Origin of the sequence: Streptomyces sp. NPDC016562 (genome assembly GCF_043076955.1) — a bacterium.
Taxonomy (GTDB): domain Bacteria; phylum Actinomycetota; class Actinomycetes; order Streptomycetales; family Streptomycetaceae; genus Streptomyces.
On sequence record NZ_JBIBRZ010000007.1, the window covers coordinates 41,012 to 62,500 of the forward strand.

The 21,489-nt window shown below is 72.6% G+C and carries 21 protein-coding genes and 1 riboswitch; of the genes, 10 read left to right on the forward strand and 11 right to left on the reverse strand.

All coding sequences use genetic code 11. The annotated features are described in order from the left end of the window. Positions 1-151: 151 nt before the first annotated feature. Complete coding sequence (locus ACF059_RS25700; protein ID WP_361950326.1) at positions 152-784, forward strand: sulfite oxidase-like oxidoreductase; 633 nt, start codon at positions 152-154, stop codon at positions 782-784. 96 nt (positions 785-880) lie between these two features. Here ACF059_RS25700 and ACF059_RS25705 read toward each other — a convergent pair whose 3' ends face one another. From ACF059_RS25705 to ACF059_RS25715, 3 genes are all read right to left on the reverse strand, one after another. Next, positions 881-1,732 (reverse strand): deoxyribonuclease IV, encoded by an 852-nt coding sequence (locus ACF059_RS25705; RefSeq protein WP_392061890.1) that lies wholly within the window; start codon positions 1,730-1,732, stop codon positions 881-883. A 9-nt stretch (positions 1,733-1,741) separates the two neighbouring features. Then, positions 1,742-3,655: a Stk1 family PASTA domain-containing Ser/Thr kinase gene (pknB, locus tag ACF059_RS25710; RefSeq protein ID WP_392061299.1), complete on the reverse strand. Its 1,914-nt coding sequence runs from the start codon at positions 3,653-3,655 to the stop codon at positions 1,742-1,744. A gap of 698 nt (positions 3,656-4,353) precedes the next feature. Continuing rightward, the gene (locus ACF059_RS25715; protein ID WP_392061302.1) at positions 4,354-4,665 is read right to left on the reverse strand and encodes a hypothetical protein; all 312 of its coding nucleotides are present in this window, start codon (positions 4,663-4,665) and stop codon (positions 4,354-4,356) included. 337 nt (positions 4,666-5,002) lie between these two features. On the opposite strand from ACF059_RS25715, the gene ACF059_RS25720 reads away from it, so the two are divergent. Further along, positions 5,003-5,761, forward strand: coding sequence for a GntR family transcriptional regulator (locus tag ACF059_RS25720; protein WP_392061305.1), 759 nt, complete (start codon positions 5,003-5,005; stop codon positions 5,759-5,761). Between the two features lie 611 nt (positions 5,762-6,372). Here ACF059_RS25720 and ACF059_RS25725 read toward each other — a convergent pair. From ACF059_RS25725 to thiO, 3 genes are all read right to left on the reverse strand, one after another. Further along, positions 6,373-7,167 (reverse strand): thiazole synthase, encoded by a 795-nt coding sequence (locus ACF059_RS25725; protein WP_366868537.1) that lies wholly within the window; start codon positions 7,165-7,167, stop codon positions 6,373-6,375. A gap of 5 nt (positions 7,168-7,172) precedes the next feature. Beyond that, on the reverse strand, positions 7,173-7,373 hold the full coding sequence (thiS, locus tag ACF059_RS25730; RefSeq protein WP_361948920.1) for a sulfur carrier protein ThiS: 201 nt from the start codon (positions 7,371-7,373) through the stop codon (positions 7,173-7,175). Beyond that, positions 7,370-8,608 (reverse strand): glycine oxidase ThiO, encoded by a 1,239-nt coding sequence (gene thiO / locus ACF059_RS25735; protein ID WP_392061308.1) that lies wholly within the window; start codon positions 8,606-8,608, stop codon positions 7,370-7,372. Before thiO ends, thiS begins: the two co-directional genes overlap by 4 nt. Further along, positions 8,606-8,717: riboswitch (TPP riboswitch) on the reverse strand. It overlaps the preceding gene by 3 nt. A gap of 81 nt (positions 8,718-8,798) precedes the next feature. Between thiO and ACF059_RS25740 the strand changes: the two genes are divergently transcribed. From ACF059_RS25740 to ACF059_RS25760, 5 genes are all read left to right on the forward strand, one after another. After that, positions 8,799-10,025 carry an NAD(P)/FAD-dependent oxidoreductase gene (locus ACF059_RS25740; RefSeq protein WP_392061311.1) on the forward strand — a complete coding sequence of 409 codons (1,227 nt, stop codon included), beginning with the start codon at positions 8,799-8,801 and terminating at the stop codon, positions 10,023-10,025. Between the two features lie 97 nt (positions 10,026-10,122). Next, positions 10,123-10,488, forward strand: a complete 366-nt coding sequence (locus tag ACF059_RS25745; protein ID WP_360901064.1) for an Rv2175c family DNA-binding protein — start codon at positions 10,123-10,125, stop codon at positions 10,486-10,488. Between the two features lie 135 nt (positions 10,489-10,623). Then, positions 10,624-11,262 carry a thiamine phosphate synthase gene (thiE, locus tag ACF059_RS25750; RefSeq protein WP_366868540.1) on the forward strand — a complete coding sequence of 213 codons (639 nt, stop codon included), beginning with the start codon at positions 10,624-10,626 and terminating at the stop codon, positions 11,260-11,262. A 117-nt stretch (positions 11,263-11,379) separates the two neighbouring features. Continuing rightward, positions 11,380-12,294 carry a methylenetetrahydrofolate reductase [NAD(P)H] gene (gene metF / locus ACF059_RS25755; RefSeq protein ID WP_392061315.1) on the forward strand — a complete coding sequence of 305 codons (915 nt, stop codon included), beginning with the start codon at positions 11,380-11,382 and terminating at the stop codon, positions 12,292-12,294. Positions 12,295-12,346: 52 nt separating this feature from the next. Beyond that, complete coding sequence (locus tag ACF059_RS25760; RefSeq protein ID WP_392061317.1) at positions 12,347-13,219, forward strand: hypothetical protein; 873 nt, start codon at positions 12,347-12,349, stop codon at positions 13,217-13,219. Positions 13,220-13,265: 46 nt separating this feature from the next. On the opposite strand, the gene ACF059_RS25765 is transcribed toward ACF059_RS25760, so the two are convergent. The 5 genes from ACF059_RS25765 to ACF059_RS25785 all read right to left on the reverse strand — a co-directional run bounded on the left by ACF059_RS25765 (position 13,266) and on the right by ACF059_RS25785 (position 17,559). Beyond that, on the reverse strand, positions 13,266-14,696 hold the full coding sequence (locus ACF059_RS25765) for a phytoene desaturase family protein (protein ID WP_392061320.1): 1,431 nt from the start codon (positions 14,694-14,696) through the stop codon (positions 13,266-13,268). A gap of 78 nt (positions 14,697-14,774) precedes the next feature. Next, positions 14,775-15,401 (reverse strand): DUF4126 domain-containing protein, encoded by a 627-nt coding sequence (locus ACF059_RS25770; RefSeq protein WP_392061323.1) that lies wholly within the window; start codon positions 15,399-15,401, stop codon positions 14,775-14,777. Between the two features lie 102 nt (positions 15,402-15,503). After that, the gene (locus ACF059_RS25775) at positions 15,504-15,905 is read right to left on the reverse strand and encodes a DUF3040 domain-containing protein (RefSeq protein WP_361948896.1); all 402 of its coding nucleotides are present in this window, start codon (positions 15,903-15,905) and stop codon (positions 15,504-15,506) included. Positions 15,906-16,172: 267 nt separating this feature from the next. After that, positions 16,173-16,931 (reverse strand): methyltransferase, encoded by a 759-nt coding sequence (locus tag ACF059_RS25780; RefSeq protein WP_361948893.1) that lies wholly within the window; start codon positions 16,929-16,931, stop codon positions 16,173-16,175. 133 nt (positions 16,932-17,064) lie between these two features. Beyond that, a complete protein-coding gene (locus ACF059_RS25785) occupies positions 17,065-17,559 on the reverse strand; it encodes an SAV_6107 family HEPN domain-containing protein (protein WP_392061327.1) in 495 nt (164 codons plus the stop codon). A gap of 194 nt (positions 17,560-17,753) precedes the next feature. On the opposite strand from ACF059_RS25785, the gene ACF059_RS25790 reads away from it, so the two are divergent. From ACF059_RS25790 to ACF059_RS25800, 3 genes are read left to right on the forward strand one after another with little or no spacing between them, the layout of a single operon-like run. After that, positions 17,754-18,611, forward strand: coding sequence for an ATP-binding cassette domain-containing protein (locus ACF059_RS25790; RefSeq protein ID WP_392061329.1), 858 nt, complete (start codon positions 17,754-17,756; stop codon positions 18,609-18,611). Then, a complete protein-coding gene (locus tag ACF059_RS25795) occupies positions 18,583-20,670 on the forward strand; it encodes a YhgE/Pip family protein (RefSeq protein WP_392061332.1) in 2,088 nt (695 codons plus the stop codon). The genes ACF059_RS25790 and ACF059_RS25795 overlap by 29 nt, the downstream gene beginning before the upstream one ends. A 28-nt stretch (positions 20,671-20,698) precedes the next feature. Beyond that, a complete protein-coding gene (locus ACF059_RS25800; RefSeq protein ID WP_361948882.1) occupies positions 20,699-21,328 on the forward strand; it encodes a TetR/AcrR family transcriptional regulator in 630 nt (209 codons plus the stop codon). Positions 21,329-21,489 lie beyond the last annotated feature (161 nt).

Genomic DNA, 21,489 nt, shown 5'->3' on the forward strand with positions numbered 1-21,489 from the left:
CTCCCAGCATCGGCCGGGGGGATTGCGCGCATCCTTGCACCGCCGCCGGAGGCCGTCCAGTAAGTGCCTCCTTAGTGTGAGTTGCAGTGACTTGCCCTAATCGGCACAGACCTGGTCATGACCACCCCGCGTCGTCTGTCACCATGGAGTCATGGGTCAGCCGGAAAGCCGGGAATCTCCGGGAGCAGAGCAGTTGGAGCTTCCACCGGGGCAGCGGCTGCAGCGAGGCTGGCCGGTCACCCATTACGGGCCCGTACCCAAGTTCAAGCCGGACCGCTGGGAATTCCGCGTCTTCGGCGCGACGGCCGACGGCGACAAGCACTGCTGGAACCACGAGCAGTTCACGTCCCTGCCCTTCAACTCCGTGGTGGCGGACCTCCACTGCGTGACGAAATTCAGCATGCAGGGCGCCGAATGGGGTGGCGTCCTCGCCCGCGACGTCCTCGCCCTGGCACCGCCCGCGCCCCAGGTCACGCACGTGATGGTGTGGGCCGAGTACGGCTTCAGCTCCAACCTGCGGCTGGCCGACTTCGCCTCCGAGCGCACGGTTTTCGCCACCCACCAGGGCGGCGAACTCCTCACCGCCGAGCACGGTTTCCCCGTACGGCTGGTGGTCCCGCACCTGTACGCCTGGAAGGGCCCCAAGTGGGTCCGCGGCGTCGAGTACATGACCGCGGACCGCCGGGGCTTCTGGGAGGAGCGGGGCTACCACAACATCGGCGACCCCTGGCGCGAGCAGCGCTACTCGTACCAGGAAGAGCCCGGGGACGGCCCCGAGCTGTAGGGGCTTTTCAGCCTGTCAGTCCTTCATCGGCTCACTCGGCCGTGCCGGCGGCCAGGGTCACCCGGACGGCGTACCCGGGAGACGCGGCCCCGCCCCTCAGGGGCGCAGGCTCTTCAGCAGCGCCACGTCCGCCGCGTGCCCCTCCTTGCCGCCCGGGGTCTCGGTGATCAGCGGTACACCGTCCATCGCGGGGTGCGTCATCAGCTCGGCGAAGGCGTCGGGGCCGATGTGGCCCAGGCCGATGTTGGCGTGCCGGTCCTTGTGGGCGCCGACACCCTCCTTGGAATCGTTCGCGTGCACCAGCTTCAGCCGGCCCTCGCCCACCGTGTCCACCAGCAGGTCCAGCGTCAGCTTCGTACCCCCCGGCTCCGCCAGGTCGTGACCGGCCGCGAAGACGTGGCACGTGTCCAGGCAGATCCCCAGCATCGGGTGGTGGTCGAGCGCCTCGAAGTACGGTCCGAAGTCCTCGGCGCGCGAGCACAGCGAGGAACCCTGACCGGCCGTGGACTCCAGCAGCAAGAAGGGGTCGTCCTCATGCGTCAGCTCGTCCAGCAACGGCAGCATGTGCTCCCTGACCTGCGCGTACGCCACCTCGCGCGGGCGGCCCCCGGTGGCCGAACCGGTGTGCACGACCACGCCGAGCGCCCCGATCGCCCGGGCCCGGCGCAGCGAGTGGCGCAGGGACTCCACCGACCTCTCCACGGTCGCCTCGGTGTGCGAGCCGAAGTTGATCAGATACGGCGCGTGCACGTAGGCCGGGATGGACTCGGCCGCGCACTGCTCCCGGAACCGCTCGTCCTGGGCCGGGTTGCCCGTCGGGGTGGCCCAGCCGCGCGGATTGGCGACAAAGACCTGGACGGCCTCGGCGCCCATCTCCCGGGCGTAGGCCAGGCCCACCGAGGCGAGCCCGCCGGCGACAGGAACGTGCCCGCCCACTGGATTGCGTATCACGGCGGCCTAGAGCCCCTTGGTCTTGATGGTGATCGTGCTGCCCTCGGGGGCGCTCTGTCCGGCCGGCACCGACTGGGTGTCCACCGTGTTGCTGAAGGAGAGGAAGGGCCGGTCCACCTTCACCTTGAAGCCCCCCGCCTCCAGGGTCTTGCGGGCCACGTCCACGTCCTGGCCGGTCACGTTCGGGACCGGGAGCTGGCGGGGGCCCTTGGACAGGGTCAGCGTGATCGTGTCCCCGGCCGCGGCCTGACTGCCGGCGGCGATCGACTGGTTGGCGACCGTACCGGCCGCCGAGGGGGCGTTGACCTGCTCGGGAGCCGTCACGACCTTCAGGCCCAGGCCCTCCAGAGTGGACTTCGCCTGTTCGGCGGAGATCCCGGCCACGTTCGGCACCGGCACCGGGCGGCCCTTGCTGACCAGGAGCGCGACCGCCGTGTCGGGCGCCCGCTTCTGGCCGCCGGCCGGGTCGGTGCTGATCACCGAGCCCTGCGCGACGTCCTGGCTGAACGCCTGCGTGACGACTCCGGGCGCCAGCCCGGCCTTCGTCAGCTCGGCCTTGGCGGCCTCCACCGGCCTGCCCTTGAGGTCGGGCACCGAGACCACCTGCGGGCCGCGGGACAGGGTGATGGTCACCGCGCCGTTGCCGCGGATCCGCTTGCCGCCCGGCGGATCGGTGTCCATCACCGTCCCGCGGTCGAAGGCGTCGCTGAACTTCCGCTCGACCCCCTTCACCCCCAGACCGGCCGCGGACAGCTGCGAGCGCGCCTGCTCCTCGGTCTTGCCGAGCAGGTTGGGGACCTTGGTGAACTGCCCGGAGTTGATGTACCAGACACCGGTCCCGAGGCCGAGCGCGAGCAGGACCCCCGCGACGACCAGCAGCACACCGCGCGGAGGCCGTCCCCCGCCGGCCGACCGGTGTGCCGCGGGCGCGGGCGGCGGGGGCAGGGTCTCCAGGCGCGAGGTGTGGTGCACCGGCTGGCGCGCCTCCACCGGGCGCGGGATCACGCCGGTGCGGTCCTCGGCGGACGAGCGCTCCTCGGCGCGCGCCTGCGGCGGTACGGCGTCCAGCTCGGCGTCGCTGAGCAGGGCGCGGCCTTCGAGGGTGAGACCGAGCAGGGCGGCGGCGTCGTACGGGCGCAGCTCCGGGTTGCGGGCCGTGGCCTGCGCGACGAGCTCGTCGAGCGCGACGGACAGGCCGGGCACGGCGGCGGACGGCGGCGGCACGTCCTCGTGGAGGTGCTGGTAGAGCACCTGGGCGGGGGTGCCGCCGAGGTGCGGCTTGGAGCCGGTGAGCATCTCGTACAGGACGACACCGCAGGCGTAGACGTCCACGCGGGTGTCGGCGACGCCGCTCTCGATCTGCTCGGGGGCCAGGTAGGAGACGGTGCCGAGGACCGAGCCGGTGGTGCTGGTGACCGAGTCCACGGACCGCACCAGCCCGAAGTCGGCGACCTTGACGCGCCCGTCGTCGCCGATCAGGACGTTCTCGGGCTTCATGTCGCGGTGGACGAAGCCGGCCCGGTGCGCGGCACCGAGGGCGGCGAGCACCGGTTCGAGGATGTCGAGGGCGGCCCGCGGCTGGAGCGCGCCGCGCTCGCGGAGCACGTCGCGCAGGGTGCAGCCGGAGACGTACTCCATGGCGAGGTACACGTACGGCCCGTCGGTGCCCTGGTCGAAGACGGCCACGACGTTGGGGTGCGCGAGCCGGGCCACGGACTTCGCCTCCCGGATGAACCGGTCGACGAAGGCCGCGTCGGCGGCGAGGGCCGGGTGCATGACCTTCAGCGCGAGGACGCGGTCGAGGCGGGTGTCGACGGCGCGGTAGACCGTGGCCATGCCGCCGGCCGCGATGCGGGCGTCGATGCGGTAGCGGCCGTCGAGCACGCGCCCGACGAGGGGGTCATCCAGGGTCGTATCCACCCGCCGATTCTATTGGCGCCACACGGCACACCGGCCCGGGGCGGGTCGCCTTGCAGCCCAGCTGTGACGTGGGGGGCGTACGGGGCCCTCGCGTGCGGGGTATCCGCCCCCTTGGCCCCCCGCTCGCGCGCGGCGGTTGCCCACCCGCCCCTGGCGGGGGTGGGGCGGGCGGGGTGGCTCCGGGTGGGGCGGGAGCCCCTTGGGCGGCATCAGAGAGGTCTTGGGGGTTTCCCGTCAGTCTCATCGTCTCTCCGTGTCGGGCCGGTCCCTCAAGGGCGCTCCCTACGGTCGCGTCGCTGCGCGATGGCCTTCGGCCACCCTTGACCGACCGTCCCGCCCCGGACATACGAAGACTGCCGGGAAACCCCCAAAGGAACGGGCCGGGCCATCCATTACAGGGGCGGGCAGCGTCGCGATGCACAGCCCGAGCCCCGGCCGGCCAGTCCGAGAGACGGGCGGACCGGGACATCGCATCCCGGGACGGGGGCGAGGGCGAAACGCGTCAGATCGCTACGCGCTTCTCATCTCTCAGCGCCTGCCAGCCGTCTGGGGCTGGGAATAGGCCGCCCACACGTCTCAGACGTCTGCGAAGACGGCGTCTGACGGCTTTCTGGGGAAGTCCAGGCACCAGAGCACGGCTATTCCGAGCTGTATCCAGGTCAGCGTGGGTGGACGATCGGAATGGCCGTCGTTTCGCCCTAATTAGGGTGGTCTGTCGCACGGTTGCTGGGAGGGGGGTCGCTCTGATGGGAGTACAGCTCGGCCAGGGCGAGGGGCGGACGTTCATGGCGGTCGGTTGTGCCGACGGCTTCGACGTTGGCGATCGCGGTAGTGAACTCACGGCCGGACGCTCCGCGGATGTAGGCCAGTTCCATCCAGCGTTCGTGGGCGACGGAGCCTGAGACGTTCTCGTTGATCACGGCCATCAGTTCGCCCTCGGCCCCGGAGGCGATGTCACGGACGCGGCGCCGTAGAAGCCGATGGGGGACGTACTCGTAGCGCTCACTCATCGGACACCTTCTCAAAGGTCCCGAGGAAGCGCTCCCAGCCGACGAGGGCCCGATGGAGCAGATCCGAGCTGGGTTCGACTACTACGGCCACCCGCGTCGACGCGTCAGGGACAGGGGCTGCTGTGTCGACGGAAATCTGACGCACGCAGATCACTCCTCAGTCGTGAGGCCACGCGGGTGGCATCTCTAGAGATGTATCACTACAGCCGGTTCGGCTCGATTCGTCAATACATCTCTAGAGATCTACCTGGCGAGAGGCCTCAACACTGGGACGGGACGCGCAGTGCGCCATCCCCGGTCATAGGGTGTCTAGAGAAGAGAAGGAGTGATCGTTTTCATGACCACCCAGGGCAGCGGCCGCCGACCGAAATACCAGCGGATCGCCGACGCGCTGAGGACGGCCATCCAGTCGGGCGAGTACGGCCCGGGCGACCGTCTGCCAGGCGAGAACGACCTCATGGCCACGTACGAGGTCGCCCGGATGACCGCACGTCAGGCCCTCGGCGTACTCCAGAACGAAGGCCTCGCGGAGGCGCGGAAGGGCGCTGGTGTCTTCGTCCGGGCGTTCAAGCCCCTGCGGCGGCGCGGTATCCAGCGGCTGTCACAGGAGCAGTGGGGGTCGGGCCGTTCGATCTGGTCCACGGATACCGAAGACCGAGAGCTCGTCGTCGATCAGATCGATGTGCGCGAAGAAGAGGCGGACAGCCGCATCGCCGATGCCCTCGGCATTCCCCCGGAGTCTCGGGTTTGGGCGCGCAGCCGTCGCTTCGTCCTTGATGGCAAGCCGGTGCTCTTCGCAATCTCGTACCTGCCGTCGGATCTCGTCGCCGACTCTGCCATCACACAGACCGACACCGGCCCCGGTGGCACGTACGCGCGTTTGGACGAGCTGGGTCACAAGCCCGTCCACTTCCGCGAGGAGGTGCGCTCCCGGATGCCGTCAGCTGACGAGGCCGAGCAGCTCGCGCTCACCATGGGTACGCCTGTCATCCAGATCGTCCGCACGGCGTTCGCCGACGGCGGGCGGATCGTTGAGGTCAACGAGATGACCCTGGACAGCGCCTCCTACGTGCTGGAGTACGACTTCGACGCCTAGTCCGAAGCACTCCGACTCTCCAGCAGACCCGGCCCGCCCTCTCCGCCACAAACGACCGGCTGCCGCCGTCGTCGGGGACCGTGTAGCGATCTGTGGCGGCCTATGTCCAGCCCAGGACGGCCGTCGGACGCTGAGAGATGAGAAGCGCGTAGCGATCTGACGCGTTTCGCCCTCGTCCCGTCCCGGGATGCGATATCCCGTCCGCCCGCCTCTCGGACTGGCCGGCCGGGGCCCAGGCCGTGCATCGCGACGCTGCCCGCCCCTGAAAAAGAAGGCCCGGCCCGTTCCTTTGGGGGTTTCCCGGCAGTCTTCGTATGTCCGGGGCGGGACGGTCGGTCAAGGGTGGCCGAAGGCCATCGCGCAGCGACGCGACCGAAGGGAGCGCCCTTGAGGGACCGGCCCGACACGGAGAGACGATGAGACTGACGGGAAACCCCCATACGCGTCTCTGATGCCGCCTCAGGGGCTCCCGCCCCCCGAAGCCACCCCCGCACGGCTCGGTGCGCTCGCGGGAATCCGAGCCGGGTGCGGGTGGGGGGCCAAGGGGGCGGATACCCCGCGCGCGGAAGTCCCGTACCGCCCCCGCCCCCGCCCCCGCCCCCGCCCCCGCCTCAGAACGCCGGGCGTTCCGGGTCCAGGGTGGCGCGGCCCTCCGTGGGGGAGGAGGCTTCCGCGAAGCGGCGTTGGGGGATGCGGCCCGCGCGGAAGGCGAGGCGGCCCGCCGAGACGGCGTCGCGCATGGCCGCCGCCATCAGGGCGGGCGACTGGGCCCGCGTCACGGCCGAGGCCAGCATCACTCCCGCGCAGCCCAGTTCCATCGCGAGGGCGACGTCGGAGGCGGTGCCCGCGCCCGCGTCGAGGATCACCGGTACGCCCGCCCGTTCCGTGATCAGTTCGAAGTTGTGCGGGTTGCGGATGCCCATGCCCGACCCGATGGGGGAGCCGAGCGGCATGATCGCCGCGCAGCCCACGTCCTCCAGCTTGCGGGCGAGGACCGGGTCGTCGTTCGTGTAGGGCAGGACGGTGAAGCCCTCGTCGACGAGGGTTTCGGCCGCGTCCAGCAGTTCCACGCCGTCCGGCAGGAGGGTCCGCTCGTCCGCGACCACCTCCAGCTTGATCCAGTCCGTGCCGAGCGCCTCCCGCGCGAGGCGCGCCGTCAGGACGGCCTCGCCCGCGGTGAAGCAGCCCGCCGTGTTGGGCAGGACCGCGATGCCGAGCTTGGACAGGACGGTCAGGACGGAGCCCTGGACCGTGGGGTCCAGGCGCCGCATCGCCACGGTCGTGAGCTCGGTGCCGGACGCGACGAGGGCGCGTTCCAGCACGTCCAGGCTCGGGGCGCCGCCCGTGCCCATGATCAGGCGGGAGGAGAAGGTCCGGCCGCCGAGGGTGAAGAGGTCGTCCGCCATGGTGCTCAGCCCCCCTGGACCGCGGTGAGGATTTCGATCCGGTCGCCCTCGCCCACGGGCGTGGCCGGCCACTGCCCGCGCGGGACCACGGTCTCGTTGAGTGCGGCGGCGACGCCCGACGGGGCCGCGGTCAGGGTGGCGACCACCGCGTCGAGCGTGGTGCCGGCCGCGACCTCGCGCGGTTCGCCGTTGACGGAGATGGTCATGCGTACGACTCCTGGGGGGCGGCAGAGAAGCGGCGGGGGCTGAACGGGCGGGCGACCGCCGGCAATTCGCCGGTGGTCAGCAGGTCCGCCAGCGCGTCGCCGGTCAGCGGGGTGAGCAGCACCCCGTTGCGGTAGTGGCCGGTGGCCAGGTGCAGGCCCGGCAGTTCGGTCGGGCCCAGCAGCGGGGCGTTGTCGGGCGAGCCGGGACGCAGCCCCGCGCGGGTCTCGGTGAGCGGGAGTTCGGTGATGCCGGGCACCAGTTCGTGGGCGTCGCGCAGGAGTTCGTAGACTCCGCCCGCGGTGACCGTGGTGTCCCAGCCGAGTTCCTCGCTGGTGGCGCCGACGACGAGCTCGCCGTTCTCGCGCGGCACCAGGTAGACGTGGCTGCCGCGCACGACGGCCCGCACGGTCCGCGACAGGAAGGGCGCGTAGGCGGGCGGCACCGTGAGCCGAAGGACCTGTCCCTTCACCGGCCGGACCGGTACGGCCGCCTGCGGCGGTACGCCGGCCAGCCTGCCGCTGAGGGAGCCCGCCGCGAGGACCACCTGGTGGGCGCGCACCCGCGTACCGTCGTCGAGCAGGGCGCCCGCCGCACGGTCGGCGGTGACCAGCAGCCGCTCGGCGCGCGCCCGGTGGATGATCACGCCGGCCCGTTCGCAGGCGGCCAGCAGGGCGGCCGCGAGCCGGCGCGGGTCGACCTGGTGGTCGCCGTCCACGCGCAGGCCGCCGCGGACGCCCGGGGCGAGCAACGGCTCCAGGCGGCGGCACTCGCGGCCGGTGAGCCACTCGGACTCCAGGCCGCAGCGGCGCTGCAGGGCGTGCAGTTCGCGCAGGTGGAGCCGGTCGTCGGCGTCGAGGGCGACGGACAGGGTTCCGCAGGCGCGGTAGCCGATGTCGATGCCGCTGGCCTCGGCGAGCTCGGCGGCGAAGTCGGGATAGCGCGCGGCGGAGGCGAGGCCCAGGCCCAGCAGGGCTTCCTCGCCGTAGTGCAGTTCGGTGACGGGGGCGAGCATGCCGGCCGCGACCTGGGCGGCGCCGCCGCCGGGTGCCGGGTCGGCCAGTACGGTGCGCAGTCCGCGCGCCGCGGCCCGCCAGGCGGTGACCAGGCCGATGATCCCGCCACCGATGACGAGCGCGTCGGATCCCCCGGCGGATCCCCTGGCCGAGCCGCCGCCGGAGCCGTCGCCGGATCCGTCGGCGGATCCGTCGGCGGATTCCCTTCGAGATGCGTGCATGGGCGTCCAGCCCCTCCCTTCGCCGGCATGACCCGGATCAGGTTCGTACGGTCGGAGGCCGGCCAGCCTCCCTCTCAGCCCGGTGCGCCGGACTCCCGCGATAGGTACGGTGGCCAGACTAACCCGGCTCCCGACGGCCGGTAAGGCGGCACCTATTCCTGACGGAGCGTCAGATGATTAGGGTGGCCGGGTGAGCGAGCAGACGGAACAGAATCAGCGCGGCGTCGTGATCGTCGGCGCCGGAATGGCCGGGGTGCAGACCGCGGTGGCCCTGCGGGAGCAGGGCTTCACCGGCCCCGTGACCCTCCTGGGAGCCGAACCCCACCAGCCCTACGACCGGCCCCCGCTGTCCAAGGCGGTGCTGCTCGGCAAGGCCGAGGACTCCGCCTTCGACGTGGACTTCGAAGCGCTCGGCATCGAGCTCCGGCTCGGGACGGAGGTCACCGGCCTGCGGGCCGCCGACCGCGAGCTGGACACCGAGGCGGGCCCGGTCCCGTACGAGGTCCTCGTACTGGCGACCGGCGCGCAGCCGCTGACCCTGCCCGGCACCGAGGGCGTCCCGGGCGTCCACCTGCTGCGCACCCTGGACGACGCGCAGCGGCTGCGCCCGGTCCTCGCCCAGGCCCCCTCGGTCGTGGTCGTCGGAGCGGGCTGGATCGGCGCCGAGTTCGCCACCGCGGCCCGGGAGGCGGGCTGCGCGGTGACCGTCGTCGAGGCGGCCGACCGGGTGCTGGCGGGGGCGCTGCCCGCGGAGGTCGCCGCGCCGATGGCCCGCTGGTACGAGGAGGCGGGCGCCGGGCTGATCACCGGCGCGAAGGTCGCCGGGGTCGAGGAGGGCCGGGTCCTGCTGGCGGACGGCCGCACCCTGCCCGCCGACGCGGTCGTCGTGGGCGTCGGCGCGCGGCCCGCCACCGCCTGGCTGGCCGGCTCCGGCGTGGAGCTGGGCCCCGACGGCTCGATCACGGCCGACGCCTACCTGCGGACCTCCCTGCCCGGGGTGTACGCGGTCGGCGACTGCGCGTCCTTCCCGTCCGGGCGCTACGGGACGCGGCTGCTCGTCCACCACTGGGACAACGCGCTCCAGGGGCCGCGGGCGGTCGCGGCGAACGTGCTGGCCGGGGCCGCGGGGCCGGTCCAGGCGTACGACCCGGTCCCGTACTTCTGGTCGGAGCAGTTCGGGCGCTTCGTGCAGTACGCCGGACACCACGGCGGGGCGGACACCCTGCTGTGGCGCGGGGATCCGGCCGGGCCGGCCTGGTCGGTGTGCTGGCTGCGGGACGGCGCGCTGGTGGCGGTGCTGGCCGTGGGCCGCCCGCGCGACCTGGCGCAGGGCCGGCGCCTGATCGAGACGGGGGCCGCGCTGGACCCGGCGAAGGTGGGCGACCCGGCCGTCGCGCTGAAGTCGGCCACGGCCTGACCCGGCTCGACCCGACACCGCCGCAGGACCCGCCCCGGTGACCCGGACGGGGTCACCCAGGTACCGGCGGCGGATCCGAGATGGCAGGCTTGTTCCCGTGACCGAGATTGACGCAAAGATCGATGCCCTTGTCCCCTCGTGGCTGTACCTCCCCGACATCGCGGAGATGCTCCACGTCGAGGTGACCCGGGTCCGCCAGATGGTCAAGGAAGGGCAGCTGATCGCCGTACGCCGGGGCGAGAACCGCTCCCTGCAGGTGCCGGCCCCCTTCATCGACGGCGACAAGGTCGTCAAGGGGCTGGTCGGTCTGCTGACCGTGCTGCGCGACGACCGCTTCACCGAGGAGGAGATCCTCGAATGGCTCTTCACCGAGGACCCGACCCTGCCCGGCACCCCCGTGCAGGCGCTGCGCGAGAATCGCGGCACGGAGGTGAAGCGCCGGGCTCAGGCGCTCGCGCTCTGACCTGATCCGCACCAGCTCCACCGCTCCACCGCTCCATCCGCTCCACCGCTCCACCGCTCCACCGCTCCATCCGCTCCACCGCGGTGTACGGGCCCCGCAGGCCCGTACACCGCCTCCACCACGGGGGGTACACCCATGCAGCAGCTGTCCGACGCCCGGCTCTACCTGTGCACGGACGCCCGCAAGCGGCAGGGTGACCTCCCCCAGTTCCTGGACGCCGTCCTGGCCGGCGGCGTGGACGTCGTCCAGCTCCGCGACAAGGGCATGGAGGCGGGCGAGGAGCTCGAACACCTCCAGGTCTTCGCGGAGGCCGCCCGCCGCCACGGCAAGCTCCTCGCCGTGAACGACCGCGCCGACGTCGCGCACGCCATCGGCTCCGACGTCCTGCACCTCGGCCAGGGCGACATCCCCGTCCCGGCGGCCCGCGCCATCCTCGGCGAGCAGGTCCTGATCGGCCGGTCCTGCCACGCCGAGTCCGAGGTCGACGCGGCCGTGGCCGAGCCCGGCGTGGACTACTTCTGCACCGGCCCCTGCTGGCCCACCCCCACCAAGCCCGGCCGCCACGCGCCCGGCCTCGGACTGGTCCGGTACGCGGCCTCCCTGGAGCAGGACCGCCCCTGGTTCGCCATCGGCGGCATCGACGGCTCCAACCTGGACGAGGTGCTGGACGCCGGCGCCACCCGCGTCGTGGTCGTCCGCGCCCTCACCGAGGCCCTCGACCCCGGCGCGGCCGCCGCGGAGCTGGCCAAGCGGATCCGGGCCCGCCTCGGCTGAGCCGGGAGCCCGACCCGGCTGAGCTGCGCCGGGCGCCCGTCCCGCCGAGTGTCCAAAAACGTGTCCAAAAGGCGGACAGCGCTTCGGTGTCCGCCGGGCCGCGTCTAACCTGCCCCCATGGCCTCTGGTACCGCTTCCACCTGGTCGGACCGTGCACACACGGTCCGCGACCTCCTCGCGTCCGGGCGCTCCTACTCCTTCGAGTTCTGGGCGCCGAAGACGGAGAAGGGCGAACGCAACCTCTGGAACGCCCTGCGCAGGGTCGAGGCGGTATCCCCGAGCTTCGTCTCGGTGACCTACGGAGCCGGCGGCTCCACCCGCGGCGGTACCGTCAAGGCCACCCAGGAGATCGCGGCGGACACCACCCTGACCCCCGTCGCGCACCTCACCGCCGTGGACCACTCGGTCGCCGAGCTGCGCAACGTCATCGGCCAGTTCGCCGACGCCGGGATCCGCAACATGCTCGTCGTGCGCGGAGACCCGCCGGGCGACCCGATGGGCGACTGGGTGCCGCACCCCGAGGGCGTGCACTACGCCGCCGACCTGGTCCGCCTGGTCAAGGAGTCCGGCGACTTCTGCGTCGGCGTCGCCGCCTTCCCCGAGATGCACCCGCGCTCGACGGACTGGGACACGGACATCCGGCACTTCGTGGACAAGTGCCGCGCCGGCGCCGACTACGCGATCACCCAGATGTTCTTCGATCCGGATAAATATCTGCGGCTGCGCGACAGCGTCGAGAAGGCGGGCTGCGAGACCCCGATCATCCCCGAGGTCATGCCCGTTGTGGCGATCAAGCAGCTCGACCGGCTGCCCCAGCTCAGCAACGCGGTCTTCCCCGCGGATGTGAAAGAACGCATGCTCGCGGTCAAGGACGACCCGGCCGCTGTACGCTCCATTGGCATCGAGTTCGCCACGGAGTTCTGCGCGCGGCTGCTGTCCGAGGGTGTCCCGGGGCTGCACTTCATCACGCTGAACAACTCCACGGCGACTCTCGAAATCTACGAGAACCTGGGCCTGCACCAGCGGGCCTGACCGGCAGGCCTCCCATGTCCCGGGCGGTCCGCCGTACCGAGAGGTGCCATGCATGGGAATGACGGTCCTCTACATCGCGTTCGGCTTCGTCGCGCTGTGGCTGCTCGCCGAGGTCCTGATGCAGTACAAGGCCCGGCTCCGCTGGCGCCTGCTCGCCTTCGCGGGCTTCCTCGGCGTGGTCGCCGGAGTGGTCCTGCCGTCGGTGGCGGTCATCGGCCTGGGCGCGGCGGCCTTCGCCGTCGGCCAGACGCTGGTGACCCTCTCCTTCCGCAAGGGCTTCGTCGCCGGCTGGGCGCTGCGCCGCGGCGGGGAACCCGTACGGCAGACCCGGCAGTCGCGCCGGCGCCGCTCCGGCAGCCCCGCTCAGCCGGAACCGGCCCTGGAGGTCACCGCGCTGGAGTACGAGAGCGCGCACGAGCCCGAGGACCAAGGCCAGTTCGAGGCCGCGGCCGAGGAGGTCTACAGCCCGCAGCCGGTGCCCGAGGACACCGGTTCCTACGGGATCCAGAGCTTCACGTCCGCGCCCGACCCGTCCCAGACGGCGGGCTTCGCCTCGCCGTTCGGCACGGCCGAGCAGGACGCCCACCAGTACGCGGCCTACTACGACCCGCAGGGCCAGGCCGGCTCCGGGGGCTACGACTACTCCGCCGGCTACCAGAGCGGTGAGCAGCAGCAGGTCTACGCCGCCTACTCGGACCCGTACATCGGCGGCGGCGTCGCGCCCTCGCCGTCGTACGACTACACCCCGTACCCCGACTACGGGCAGCAGCAGTACGCCATGGACACCCCGCCCGGCGGGGTCTGGGTCCCGCAGCAGCGGTCCACCGACGGGGTCGCCCAGGCCTATCCGGCGGAGGAGCAGCCCGAGCCGCCGCAGCAGTACCCCTACCCCCAGCAGGGGGAGTACGAGCAGTACCGCTACTAGGCGGTCGCCGGTTGCCCCGGCCGGGTGGCCGGGGGCCGGGGCAGGGTCACTGCGAGCCGCGGAACTCCGCGCCCTCCACGATCAGTCCGGCCACCAGGGCCCCGGTCATCCCCGCGTGCGCGAGCCCGCCGCCGGGATGCGCCCAGCCGCCCGCCAGGTACAGCCCGGGCACGGCCGTGGTGTTCGCGGGGTGCAGCAGCCGGCCCCCGGCTCCGGCGAGGGCGGGCGGCGGCACCGCGCCGCCCAGCGCGCCCGTCGTGGCCTCGACGTCGGCCGGGGTGCGCACCTCCTGCCACAACAGCCGCTCCCGCAGCCCCTGGACGGCGTTCTCCGCGAGGTTCAGCAGCTCCTCGGGCCCGGGCCCGGGCCGGTCGGCGCCGGGCCCGCACACGGCGCTGACCGTGACCGCCTCGTGCTCGTCGTCGGGCCGGGCCGCCGGGTCGTCCGGGCGCATGACGGTGACCGTGGCTCCGGGCGCGTGGACCAGGGCGCGGTGGACGGCCGACGCGGGGCGGGCCCCGCGCAGGGCGAGCAGGAGCGTGATCCGGCCGGGCACGTCGGCCCCGCGGGCGGGAACCGCGTCCGGCGGCCACGGCAGGGAACCGGCCGGCAGCTGCCGGGGGTCGATCCCGCAGACCACGAAGTCGGCGGCCGCCTCGGTGCCGTCGGCCAGCAGCAGCCCGGCGGCCCGGCCGTCCCGGACCACGACGTCCCGCACGTCGGCGCCGAAGACGAAGGCGACCCTCCGCTCCAGGCAGCGCTCGTACACGGCGGTGGCCAGCGCCCGCATCCCGCCCCGCACGTACCAGCTGCCGAAGGTCTGCTCCATGTACGGCAGCACGGCCGCCGAGCCCGGCGCGGTGGCCGGGTCGATCCCGTAGGCGCCCACCAAGCCGGTCAGGAGCTCACCGAGCCCGCCGCCCAGCTCCCGGCCGGCCACCTCGGCGAGGGTGGGCGGCCGGCGGCGCAGCAGGCCGCTCCTGCGCAGGGCCGGGTACGGGTCGCCGCCCAGCGACTCCCGGGCGCCGGGCCGCAGCGGTTCCTCCAGCAGCGGCCGGCGGGTGGCGTCCCAGGCGTCACGCGCCCGGCCGAGCACGGCGTTCCAGCGCTCGCCCGCACCCGGGCCGAAGGCGGAGTCCAGGGCGGCGGCGACACCGCCGCGCGAGGCGCCCGGGAGCGTGACGTCGACGCCGTGACCGGGCAGGACGTGTCGGACGGCCGGGTCCACCTGGACCAGGTCGACGCACTCCTCCAGGGAGCGCTTGCCGGTCTTCACGAACAGGTCGCGGTAGACGGCGGGCAGGTGCAGCAGCCCGGGCCCGGTGTCGAAGGCGAACCCCTCGCGCTCGTAGCGGCCCACGGCTCCGCCGTAGGTCGCCCCGCGCTCGTACACCGTCACCCGGTGCCCTGCCACGCCCAGCCGGGCCGCCGTCGCCATCGCGCCCATGCCGGCGCCGATCACCGCAATTCGTGCCATGCGGCCGAGCCTATCGAGGGAATGCCCCCTGGTCGGCGGGGTGGTGCCTCAGCGGGGTGCGACGCCAGTGGCTGGGGCTCAGCGGGGTGGGGCCCCGGTGGCCTCGCGGGCCTCGGCGGCGAGGCGCTTCTCCTCGCGCCGCTGGGCCCTGCGGCGCAGGAAGCGGCGGATCCGGCTCCAGAGGAAGACCAGTATCGCCAGCCCGGTGGCCAGCAGGACGGCCGCGATGACCGCGGCGGCCTCGGGGTTGAACATCGCGAAGGTGACGAGACCGGCCACCCCGAGGTCCTCGGCGATGCTCACCGCCACATTGGTGAACGGCTCGGGCGAGGTGTTGATGGCCATCCTGGTGCCGGCCTTGACGAAATGGCTGGCCAGCGCGGTCGAGCCGCCGATGGCCCCGGCCGTGATGTCGGAGAGCGAGCCGCTCTGCCCGGCCAGCAGCGCGCCGATCACCGCACCGGACACCGGACGGACCACGGTGTGGACGGCGTCCCATATCGAGTCCACGTACGGGACCTTGTCGGCGACGGCCTCGCAGAGGAACAGCACCGCCGCGACGATCAGCACGTCGGTGCGCTGGAGCGAGGTGGGGACCTCGTCGGTCAGGCCGGTCCGGCCGAAGACGCCGAGCAGGAGGACCACGGCGTAGGCGTTGATCCCACTGGCCCAGCCGCTGGTGAAGACCAGGGGGAGCACACTCATTGGATCATCATGCCGTACGCGGCGCCGGGAGCGGAGCAGTGAGGGGACGGCCGCTTCCGCGCGGCCGTCCCCTCACTGCTCTGCTCACGATGTCGGGGGCTGCTACTGCCCCTGCTCGTCACGGCGGCGCTGCCACCGTTCCTCGATACGGGTCATCATCGACCGACGCTGCCGGTTCTGCCCTCGGGCCGAACCGCCTGAACTGCCGGAGACGGGCTGCTCGCCAGGCTTGGGTGCCTTGCGCCAACCGGTGACCACGAGGACCGTACAGCCCAGCATGACGAGGAACCCCACCACGCTGATCCAGAGCACGTTCGGAATGATCACACCGGTCATGAGGAGCGCGATACCCACCACAATGCCTGCGACTGCCTGGTAGACCCGTCGCCGGGTGTACGTACGCAGTCCGCTTCCCTCAAGCGCTGTCGCGAACTTGGGATCTTCGGCGTACAGCGCTCGCTCCATCTGCTCGAGCATTCGCTGCTCGTGCTCCGAGAGCGGCACGGGAGTCCTCCTCATCCGTCGGTCGCGGGGGGTAGCGACCAGGGGTCCCCTTCAGGATAGGCGGGGAATCGCCCCCGTGACACCCGCCCTCTACGCCTGCGTTCCAAAAAGCAAAACCTTGCGCAGAACCGTACCGCCGCGGGAGCGGTCACTGAGGCCGTTATTCCCCAATGGTCCTGCCACCATGCCGGTCACTGCCCTGATCATACGGGGCACAGCGCCGGATCGGAGGGTGTGTGGCCGACTCCGCACCAGGAAGCCCGCAGTTCAGGCCCGCTTCTCGCCCAGCACGTGCAGCTGCGTGGCCACCGCGTGGAAGGCGGGCAGCTCCGCGGCGGCCTCCTCCAGACGCAGCAGCGCCTCCACCGCGCCCGGCTCGGTGTCCACCAGGACCCCCGGCACGAGGTCGGCGAAGATCCGCACGCCGTGCACGGCGCCGACCGCCAGGCCGGCCCCCGCGACCAGCTCGGAGAGCTGCTCGGCGGTGAAGCGGCGCGGGACCGGGTCGCCGGATCCCCAGCGGCCGGCCGGGTCGGTGAGGGCGGTACGGGCCTCGGTGAAGTGCCCGGCCAGCGCGCGGGCGAGCACGGCCCCGCCGAGGCCGGCGGCCAGCAGGCTGAGCGTGCCGCCGGAGCGCAGGGCCGCCACCGTGTTGGCCACGCCCTCGGCCGGGTCGTCCACGTACTCCAGCACGCCGTGGCACAGCACCACGTCGTACGCGTCGCGGTCGACGACCTCCAGCAGACCCTGGGCGTCGCCCTGCACACCGCGGACCAGGTCGGCCACGCCGGCCTCGGCCACCCGGCGCTCCAGTCCGAACAGGGCGTTCGGGCTGGGGTCGACCACGGTGACCCGGTGGCCCAGGCGGGCCACCGGCACGGCGAACTTGCCGGTGCCGCCGCCGGTGTCCAGCACGTCCAGCACGTCCCGCCCGGTCGCCTTCACCCGGCGGTCGAGCGCCTCCTTGAGGACCTCCCACACCACGGCGGTGCGAAGGGAGGCACGGGGGCGGGAAGTGTCCGACACGGCTGATGGCTCCTCGGCGGGGTAAGGGAGAACGGTCCGTGCCCCACCCTATTGCCTGGGGGGAAGTGCGGCGGATCACGGCCGGGCCCGGCTCGGCGACGATCCACCGCACACCCCTACGCCGTACGGGAGGTCACCCCGCGTCCGGATGCTCCGGACGGGGCTGGGGCAGGGTCTGCGGCAGCGACCGGGGAGGTGTCCGCACGTCCAGCATCCGCTCCACCAGGCGCAGGAACATCGAGACGGCCCGCACCAGATCGTCGGCGTCCCGGCAGCTCGCCGCGTCCGCTATCCCCGCCTCGGCCCGGGCCCGGCGGGCGGCGCCGGAGGCGAAGAGCGCGCTCCACTCGGCCAGCTCCGGCGCTATCTCCGGCAGCACCTCCCACGCGCTGCGGATCCGGGGCCGGCGCCGCGGGTGCACCGGTTCGGGCCGCCCGCGCGCGGCGAGCACGGCCGCGGCGGTGCGCAGTGCGGCGAGGTGGGCGGTGGCGTACCGCTCATTGGGCCGGGTCAGCCGGGCGGCCTCGGTCAGGCCGTCGCGGGCCTTGTCGAGCAGGTCGATCGCGGCCGGAGGGGCCGTCGACCTGCGCAGGACGGGGTGGACAGGGGACGGGGACGGTGTGGCCATGACGAACCTCCTGTCGATGCGTTGCCCCCATCGTGACGGGGGCCACTGACAATCGCGCTGACCTGCTGTTTTGCGGTGGTGTGCCCGACAGTCGCCCGGAAATTTCCGGCCAACTGCCCCCTCCTGCGCGCCCGGTGCGCCGGAGGATGCTAGTTTTTGAACTGACCGGTCAGTTCAAAAAGAAGGGGGACGGCGTGGACAGCCCGCACGGCGCGGCCGTCAAAGCCGAGGACTTCGGACTCAAGGGCCCGCGCGGCTGGGCCTTCCGGGGGGTGGGCGTCGACGCGGCGCCCGGCTCGCTCATCGCGGTCGAAGGCCCCTCCGGCAGCGGCCGGACCTGCCTGCTCCTCGCCCTCACCGGGCGGATGAAGCCGACCCAGGGCCACGCCGAGATCGGCCGCCACCGGCTGCCGAAGAAGATGGCCGCGGTCCGCCGCATCGCCGCCCTCGGCCCGGTCCCCGGCGTCAACGACCTCGACCAGGCCCTCACCGTCGCCGAACAGCTGCGCGAGGGCGCGCTGCTCCAGCGCCGCTACGACGCCCCGGTCCGCGCCCTACTGCGGCCCCGGGCCGAGCGCCGCGCCCAGGCGAAGGCCCGCATCGACGCGGCCCTCGCCGCCGCCGGACTGGACCTCGCCACGCTGCCCAAGGGCCCGCGCACCTCCGTACGGGACCTGGAGCGACTGGAGGCCGTACGGCTGTCCATCGCCATCGCCCTGCTCGGATCCCCGCGCCTGCTGGCCCTGGACGACCTCGACCTCAAGCTCTCGGACACCGAGCGCACCGAGGCCTGGGAGCTGCTCCGCTCGATCGCCGCCCGCGGGACCACCGTCCTCGCCGTGTGCAGCGAGGCGCCCGCCGACGCGGTCGTCCTGCGGACCTGCCCGAAGGACCCGGACGCCCCGGACGCCGGCACGGACACCGACGCGCAGAGCGACGCCGGCACGAAGAACGACACCGACACCGACACCGGCACGGACACGGACGCGGATGCCGGTCACGACGACACGAAGGGGGCGGACGATGCGCTCGCCGAAGCTGGCCGCGCTTGAGCTGAAGCGGTTCGGGCGGGGGAAGCTGCCCCGGGCCGCGCTCGTCGCGCTCATCCTGCTGCCGCTGCTCTACGGGGCCCTGTACCTCTGGTCCTTCTGGGACCCGTACAGCCGCCTCGACAAGGTGCCCGTGGCCCTCGTCAACGCCGACCGCGGCACGACCGTGGACGGCAAGCACCTCGACGCGGGCGGGGAGATCACCAAGAAGCTCCGCGACAGCAAGACCTTCGACTGGCGCGAGGTGAGCGCCAAGGAGGCGGCCCAGGGGCTGGAGAACGGCACGTACTACCTGACCCTGACGATGCCCGCCGACTTCAGCGCGAAGATCGCCTCCAGCTCCGGCGACGACCCCGCCACCGGGGCCCTCCAGGTCCGCACCAACGACGCCAACAACTACATCGTCGGCTCGATCTCGCGCACCGTCTTCTCCGAGGTCCGCTCGGCGGCGTCCACCAACGCCTCCCGCGGCTTCCTCGACAAGATCTTCGTCAACTTCTCCGACCTGCACGACAAGACCGCCGAGGCGGCCGACGGCGCCGACAAGCTCAAGGACGGCGCGGGCAAGGCCAAGGAGGGCGCGAAGGAACTCGCCGACGGCCTCGACACGGCCGAGGAGAAGACCGGCGAGCTCAACAGCGGCCTGAAGAAGCTCAACGCGGCCGCGGGCAAGCTGGAGACCGGCTCGAAGGACGTCGCGGACGGCACCCAGACCCTCGCCGACAAGGTCAACGGGGCCGCCGACAAGGCCCGCCCCTTCGTCAAGGACCCCAAGAACCTGGCGGACACCGCCGAGCTGGTCGCCGACACCGCGGGCGTGGTGAAGAACCACCTGAACACCTTCTCCGAGAAGGCCCCGGCCGCCGCGGCGGCGGCCAAGAAGGCCTCCGCGGGCGCCGACGCCTACTACACCCGCCACTGCGTCACCCCGGGCATGGAGCCGCACCTGGCCTCCTGCCCCGACCTGAAGAAGGTCAAGGACGACGCGGCCGAGGCCGCCGAACTCACCGGCGACGTCAACACCCTGGTCAAGAACGCCAACGGCGACGTCACCAAGCTCCGCACCCAGCTGACCGACCTGGAGAACAAAGCCCGCGAGCTGGTCGTCAAGGCCCCCCAGCTCGCCGGGGACCTCGACGCGGCCGTCGCCAAGGTCAACGCCCTCAACAGCGGCGCCCACAAGGTCGCCAGCGGCATGGCCCAGCTGCACACCGGCCTCGGCAGCGCCACCACCGGCTCCGGCGCCATCAACGACGGCGTCGGCAAGCTCGGCGACGGCGCCCACACCCTCGACGGCGGGATGTACAAGCTCGTCGACGGCACCGGTGACCTCGCCGGCGGTCTGCACGAGGGCGCCGGCAAGATCCCCGACTACGACCAGCAGCAGCGCGACACCCGCACCGAGGTCATGGCCGACCCGATCCGGCTCGCCAACCAGTCCCTGCACAAGGCCCCCAACTACGGCACCGGCTTCGCCCCCTACTTCATCCCGCTCTCCCTCTGGGTCGGCGCGATGGTCGCCTACATGCTGATCGCCCCGCTCAACCGCCGGGCCCTGGCCGCGGGCGCCTCCCCCTGGCGGGTCGCCCTCGCGGGCTGGCTGCCGGTGGCGGGCCTCGGCGCCGCGCAGGTGGGCCTGCTGATGTCCGTACTGCACTGGGGCCTCGGCCTGGAGATGGCCCACCCGGCCCTGACCATCGGCTTCCTGATGCTGGTCACCGGCTGCTTCGCGGCCATCGTCCAGTGGCTGAACGCCAAGTTCGGCGCCGCCGGACGGATCCTGGTCCTCGCCGTGCTGATGCTCCAGCTGACGTCGGCGGGCGGCACCTACCCCGTACAGACGAGCCCCGGCTTCTTCAACGCCGTCCACCCGTACCTGCCGATGTCGTACGTCGTCGAGGGCCTGCGCCACCTGATCACCGGCGGTGACCTCACCTCGGTCTGGCAGGGTGCCGCGGTCCTGGTGGCCTTCACCGCGGGCGCCCTCGGCCTCACCGCCCTCGCCGCGCGCGGCAAGCAGGTGTGGACCATGGACCGGCTGCACCCCGAACTGAGCCTGTAGGGACGTGTGACCTGTGACAATCAGCGCCATGGAACGCAGTAGCACCGGTACGGGTACCGGCGGAGCCCGCCGGCAGGCCACCCGGCAGAAGCTCTACGAGGCAGCCGTGACCCTCATCGCCGAGCAGGGCTTCTCCGCGACCACGGTCGACGAGATCGCGGAACGGGCCGGCGTCGCGAAGGGCACCGTCTACTACAACTTCGCGAGCAAGAACGACCTCTTCGAGGAGCTGCTGCGGCACGGCGTCGGGCTGCTGACCGCGTCCCTGCGGGAGGCGGCGGAGTCGACGGAGGCGCGGGGCGGCACGCGCGTCGAGGCGCTCGACGCGATGATCCGGGCCGGTCTCGTCTTCATCGACCGGTACCCGGCCTTCACCCAGCTGTACGTCGCCGAGCTGTGGCGGACCAACAGGGCGTGGCAGTCCACGCTGATGGTGGTCCGGCAGGAGGCGGTGGCCGTGGTGGAGAAGGTGCTGCGCGAGGGCGTGGAGCGGGGCGAGCTGAGCGCCGAGATCGACGTGCCGCTGACGGCGGCCGCGATGGTCGGGATGGTGCTGGTGGCCGCGCTGGACTGGCAGTCCTTCCAGAGCGAGCGGTCCCTGGACGACGTCCACTCGGCGCTGTCGCTGCTGCTGCGGGGGCGCGTCAGCGGGCACTGACCCCCAGTCGGCGGTGCCGTGGCCGCTGCGCAGGCCGTACAACTGGTGGGGCTTGCCGCGGCGGCTGAGTATCCGTACCTAGGCACGGAAATGAGTACGCGCGCGGATGGGCCCCCACCTGCGCGGACGCCAGAATGGGGGCCACGGACGGAGGCCTGGTC

Excerpts from the sequence above, each read along its gene's own strand:
- ACF059_RS25800 (WP_361948882.1), top strand. The coding sequence starts at position 20,699 with ATGGAACGCAGTAGCACCGGTACGGGTACCGGCGGAGCCCGCCGGCAG.
- ACF059_RS25770 (WP_392061323.1), bottom strand. The coding sequence starts at position 15,401 with ATGAGTGTGCTCCCCCTGGTCTTCACCAGCGGCTGGGCCAGTGGGATC.
- ACF059_RS25765 (WP_392061320.1), bottom strand. The coding sequence starts at position 14,696 with ATGGCACGAATTGCGGTGATCGGCGCCGGCATGGGCGCGATGGCGACG.
- ACF059_RS25795 (WP_392061332.1), top strand. The coding sequence starts at position 18,583 with ATGCGCTCGCCGAAGCTGGCCGCGCTTGAGCTGAAGCGGTTCGGGCGG.
- ACF059_RS25760 (WP_392061317.1), top strand. The coding sequence starts at position 12,347 with ATGGGAATGACGGTCCTCTACATCGCGTTCGGCTTCGTCGCGCTGTGG.
- metF (WP_392061315.1), top strand. The coding sequence starts at position 11,380 with ATGGCCTCTGGTACCGCTTCCACCTGGTCGGACCGTGCACACACGGTC.
- ACF059_RS25785 (WP_392061327.1), bottom strand. The coding sequence starts at position 17,559 with ATGGCCACACCGTCCCCGTCCCCTGTCCACCCCGTCCTGCGCAGGTCG.
- ACF059_RS25720 (WP_392061305.1), top strand. The coding sequence starts at position 5,003 with ATGACCACCCAGGGCAGCGGCCGCCGACCGAAATACCAGCGGATCGCC.
- ACF059_RS25725 (WP_366868537.1), bottom strand. The coding sequence starts at position 7,167 with ATGGCGGACGACCTCTTCACCCTCGGCGGCCGGACCTTCTCCTCCCGC.
- ACF059_RS25700 (WP_361950326.1), top strand. The coding sequence starts at position 152 with ATGGGTCAGCCGGAAAGCCGGGAATCTCCGGGAGCAGAGCAGTTGGAG.
- thiS (WP_361948920.1), bottom strand. The coding sequence starts at position 7,373 with ATGACCATCTCCGTCAACGGCGAACCGCGCGAGGTCGCGGCCGGCACC.
- thiO (WP_392061308.1), bottom strand. The coding sequence starts at position 8,608 with ATGCACGCATCTCGAAGGGAATCCGCCGACGGATCCGCCGACGGATCC.
- thiE (WP_366868540.1), top strand. The coding sequence starts at position 10,624 with ATGCAGCAGCTGTCCGACGCCCGGCTCTACCTGTGCACGGACGCCCGC.
- ACF059_RS25715 (WP_392061302.1), bottom strand. The coding sequence starts at position 4,665 with ATGAGTGAGCGCTACGAGTACGTCCCCCATCGGCTTCTACGGCGCCGC.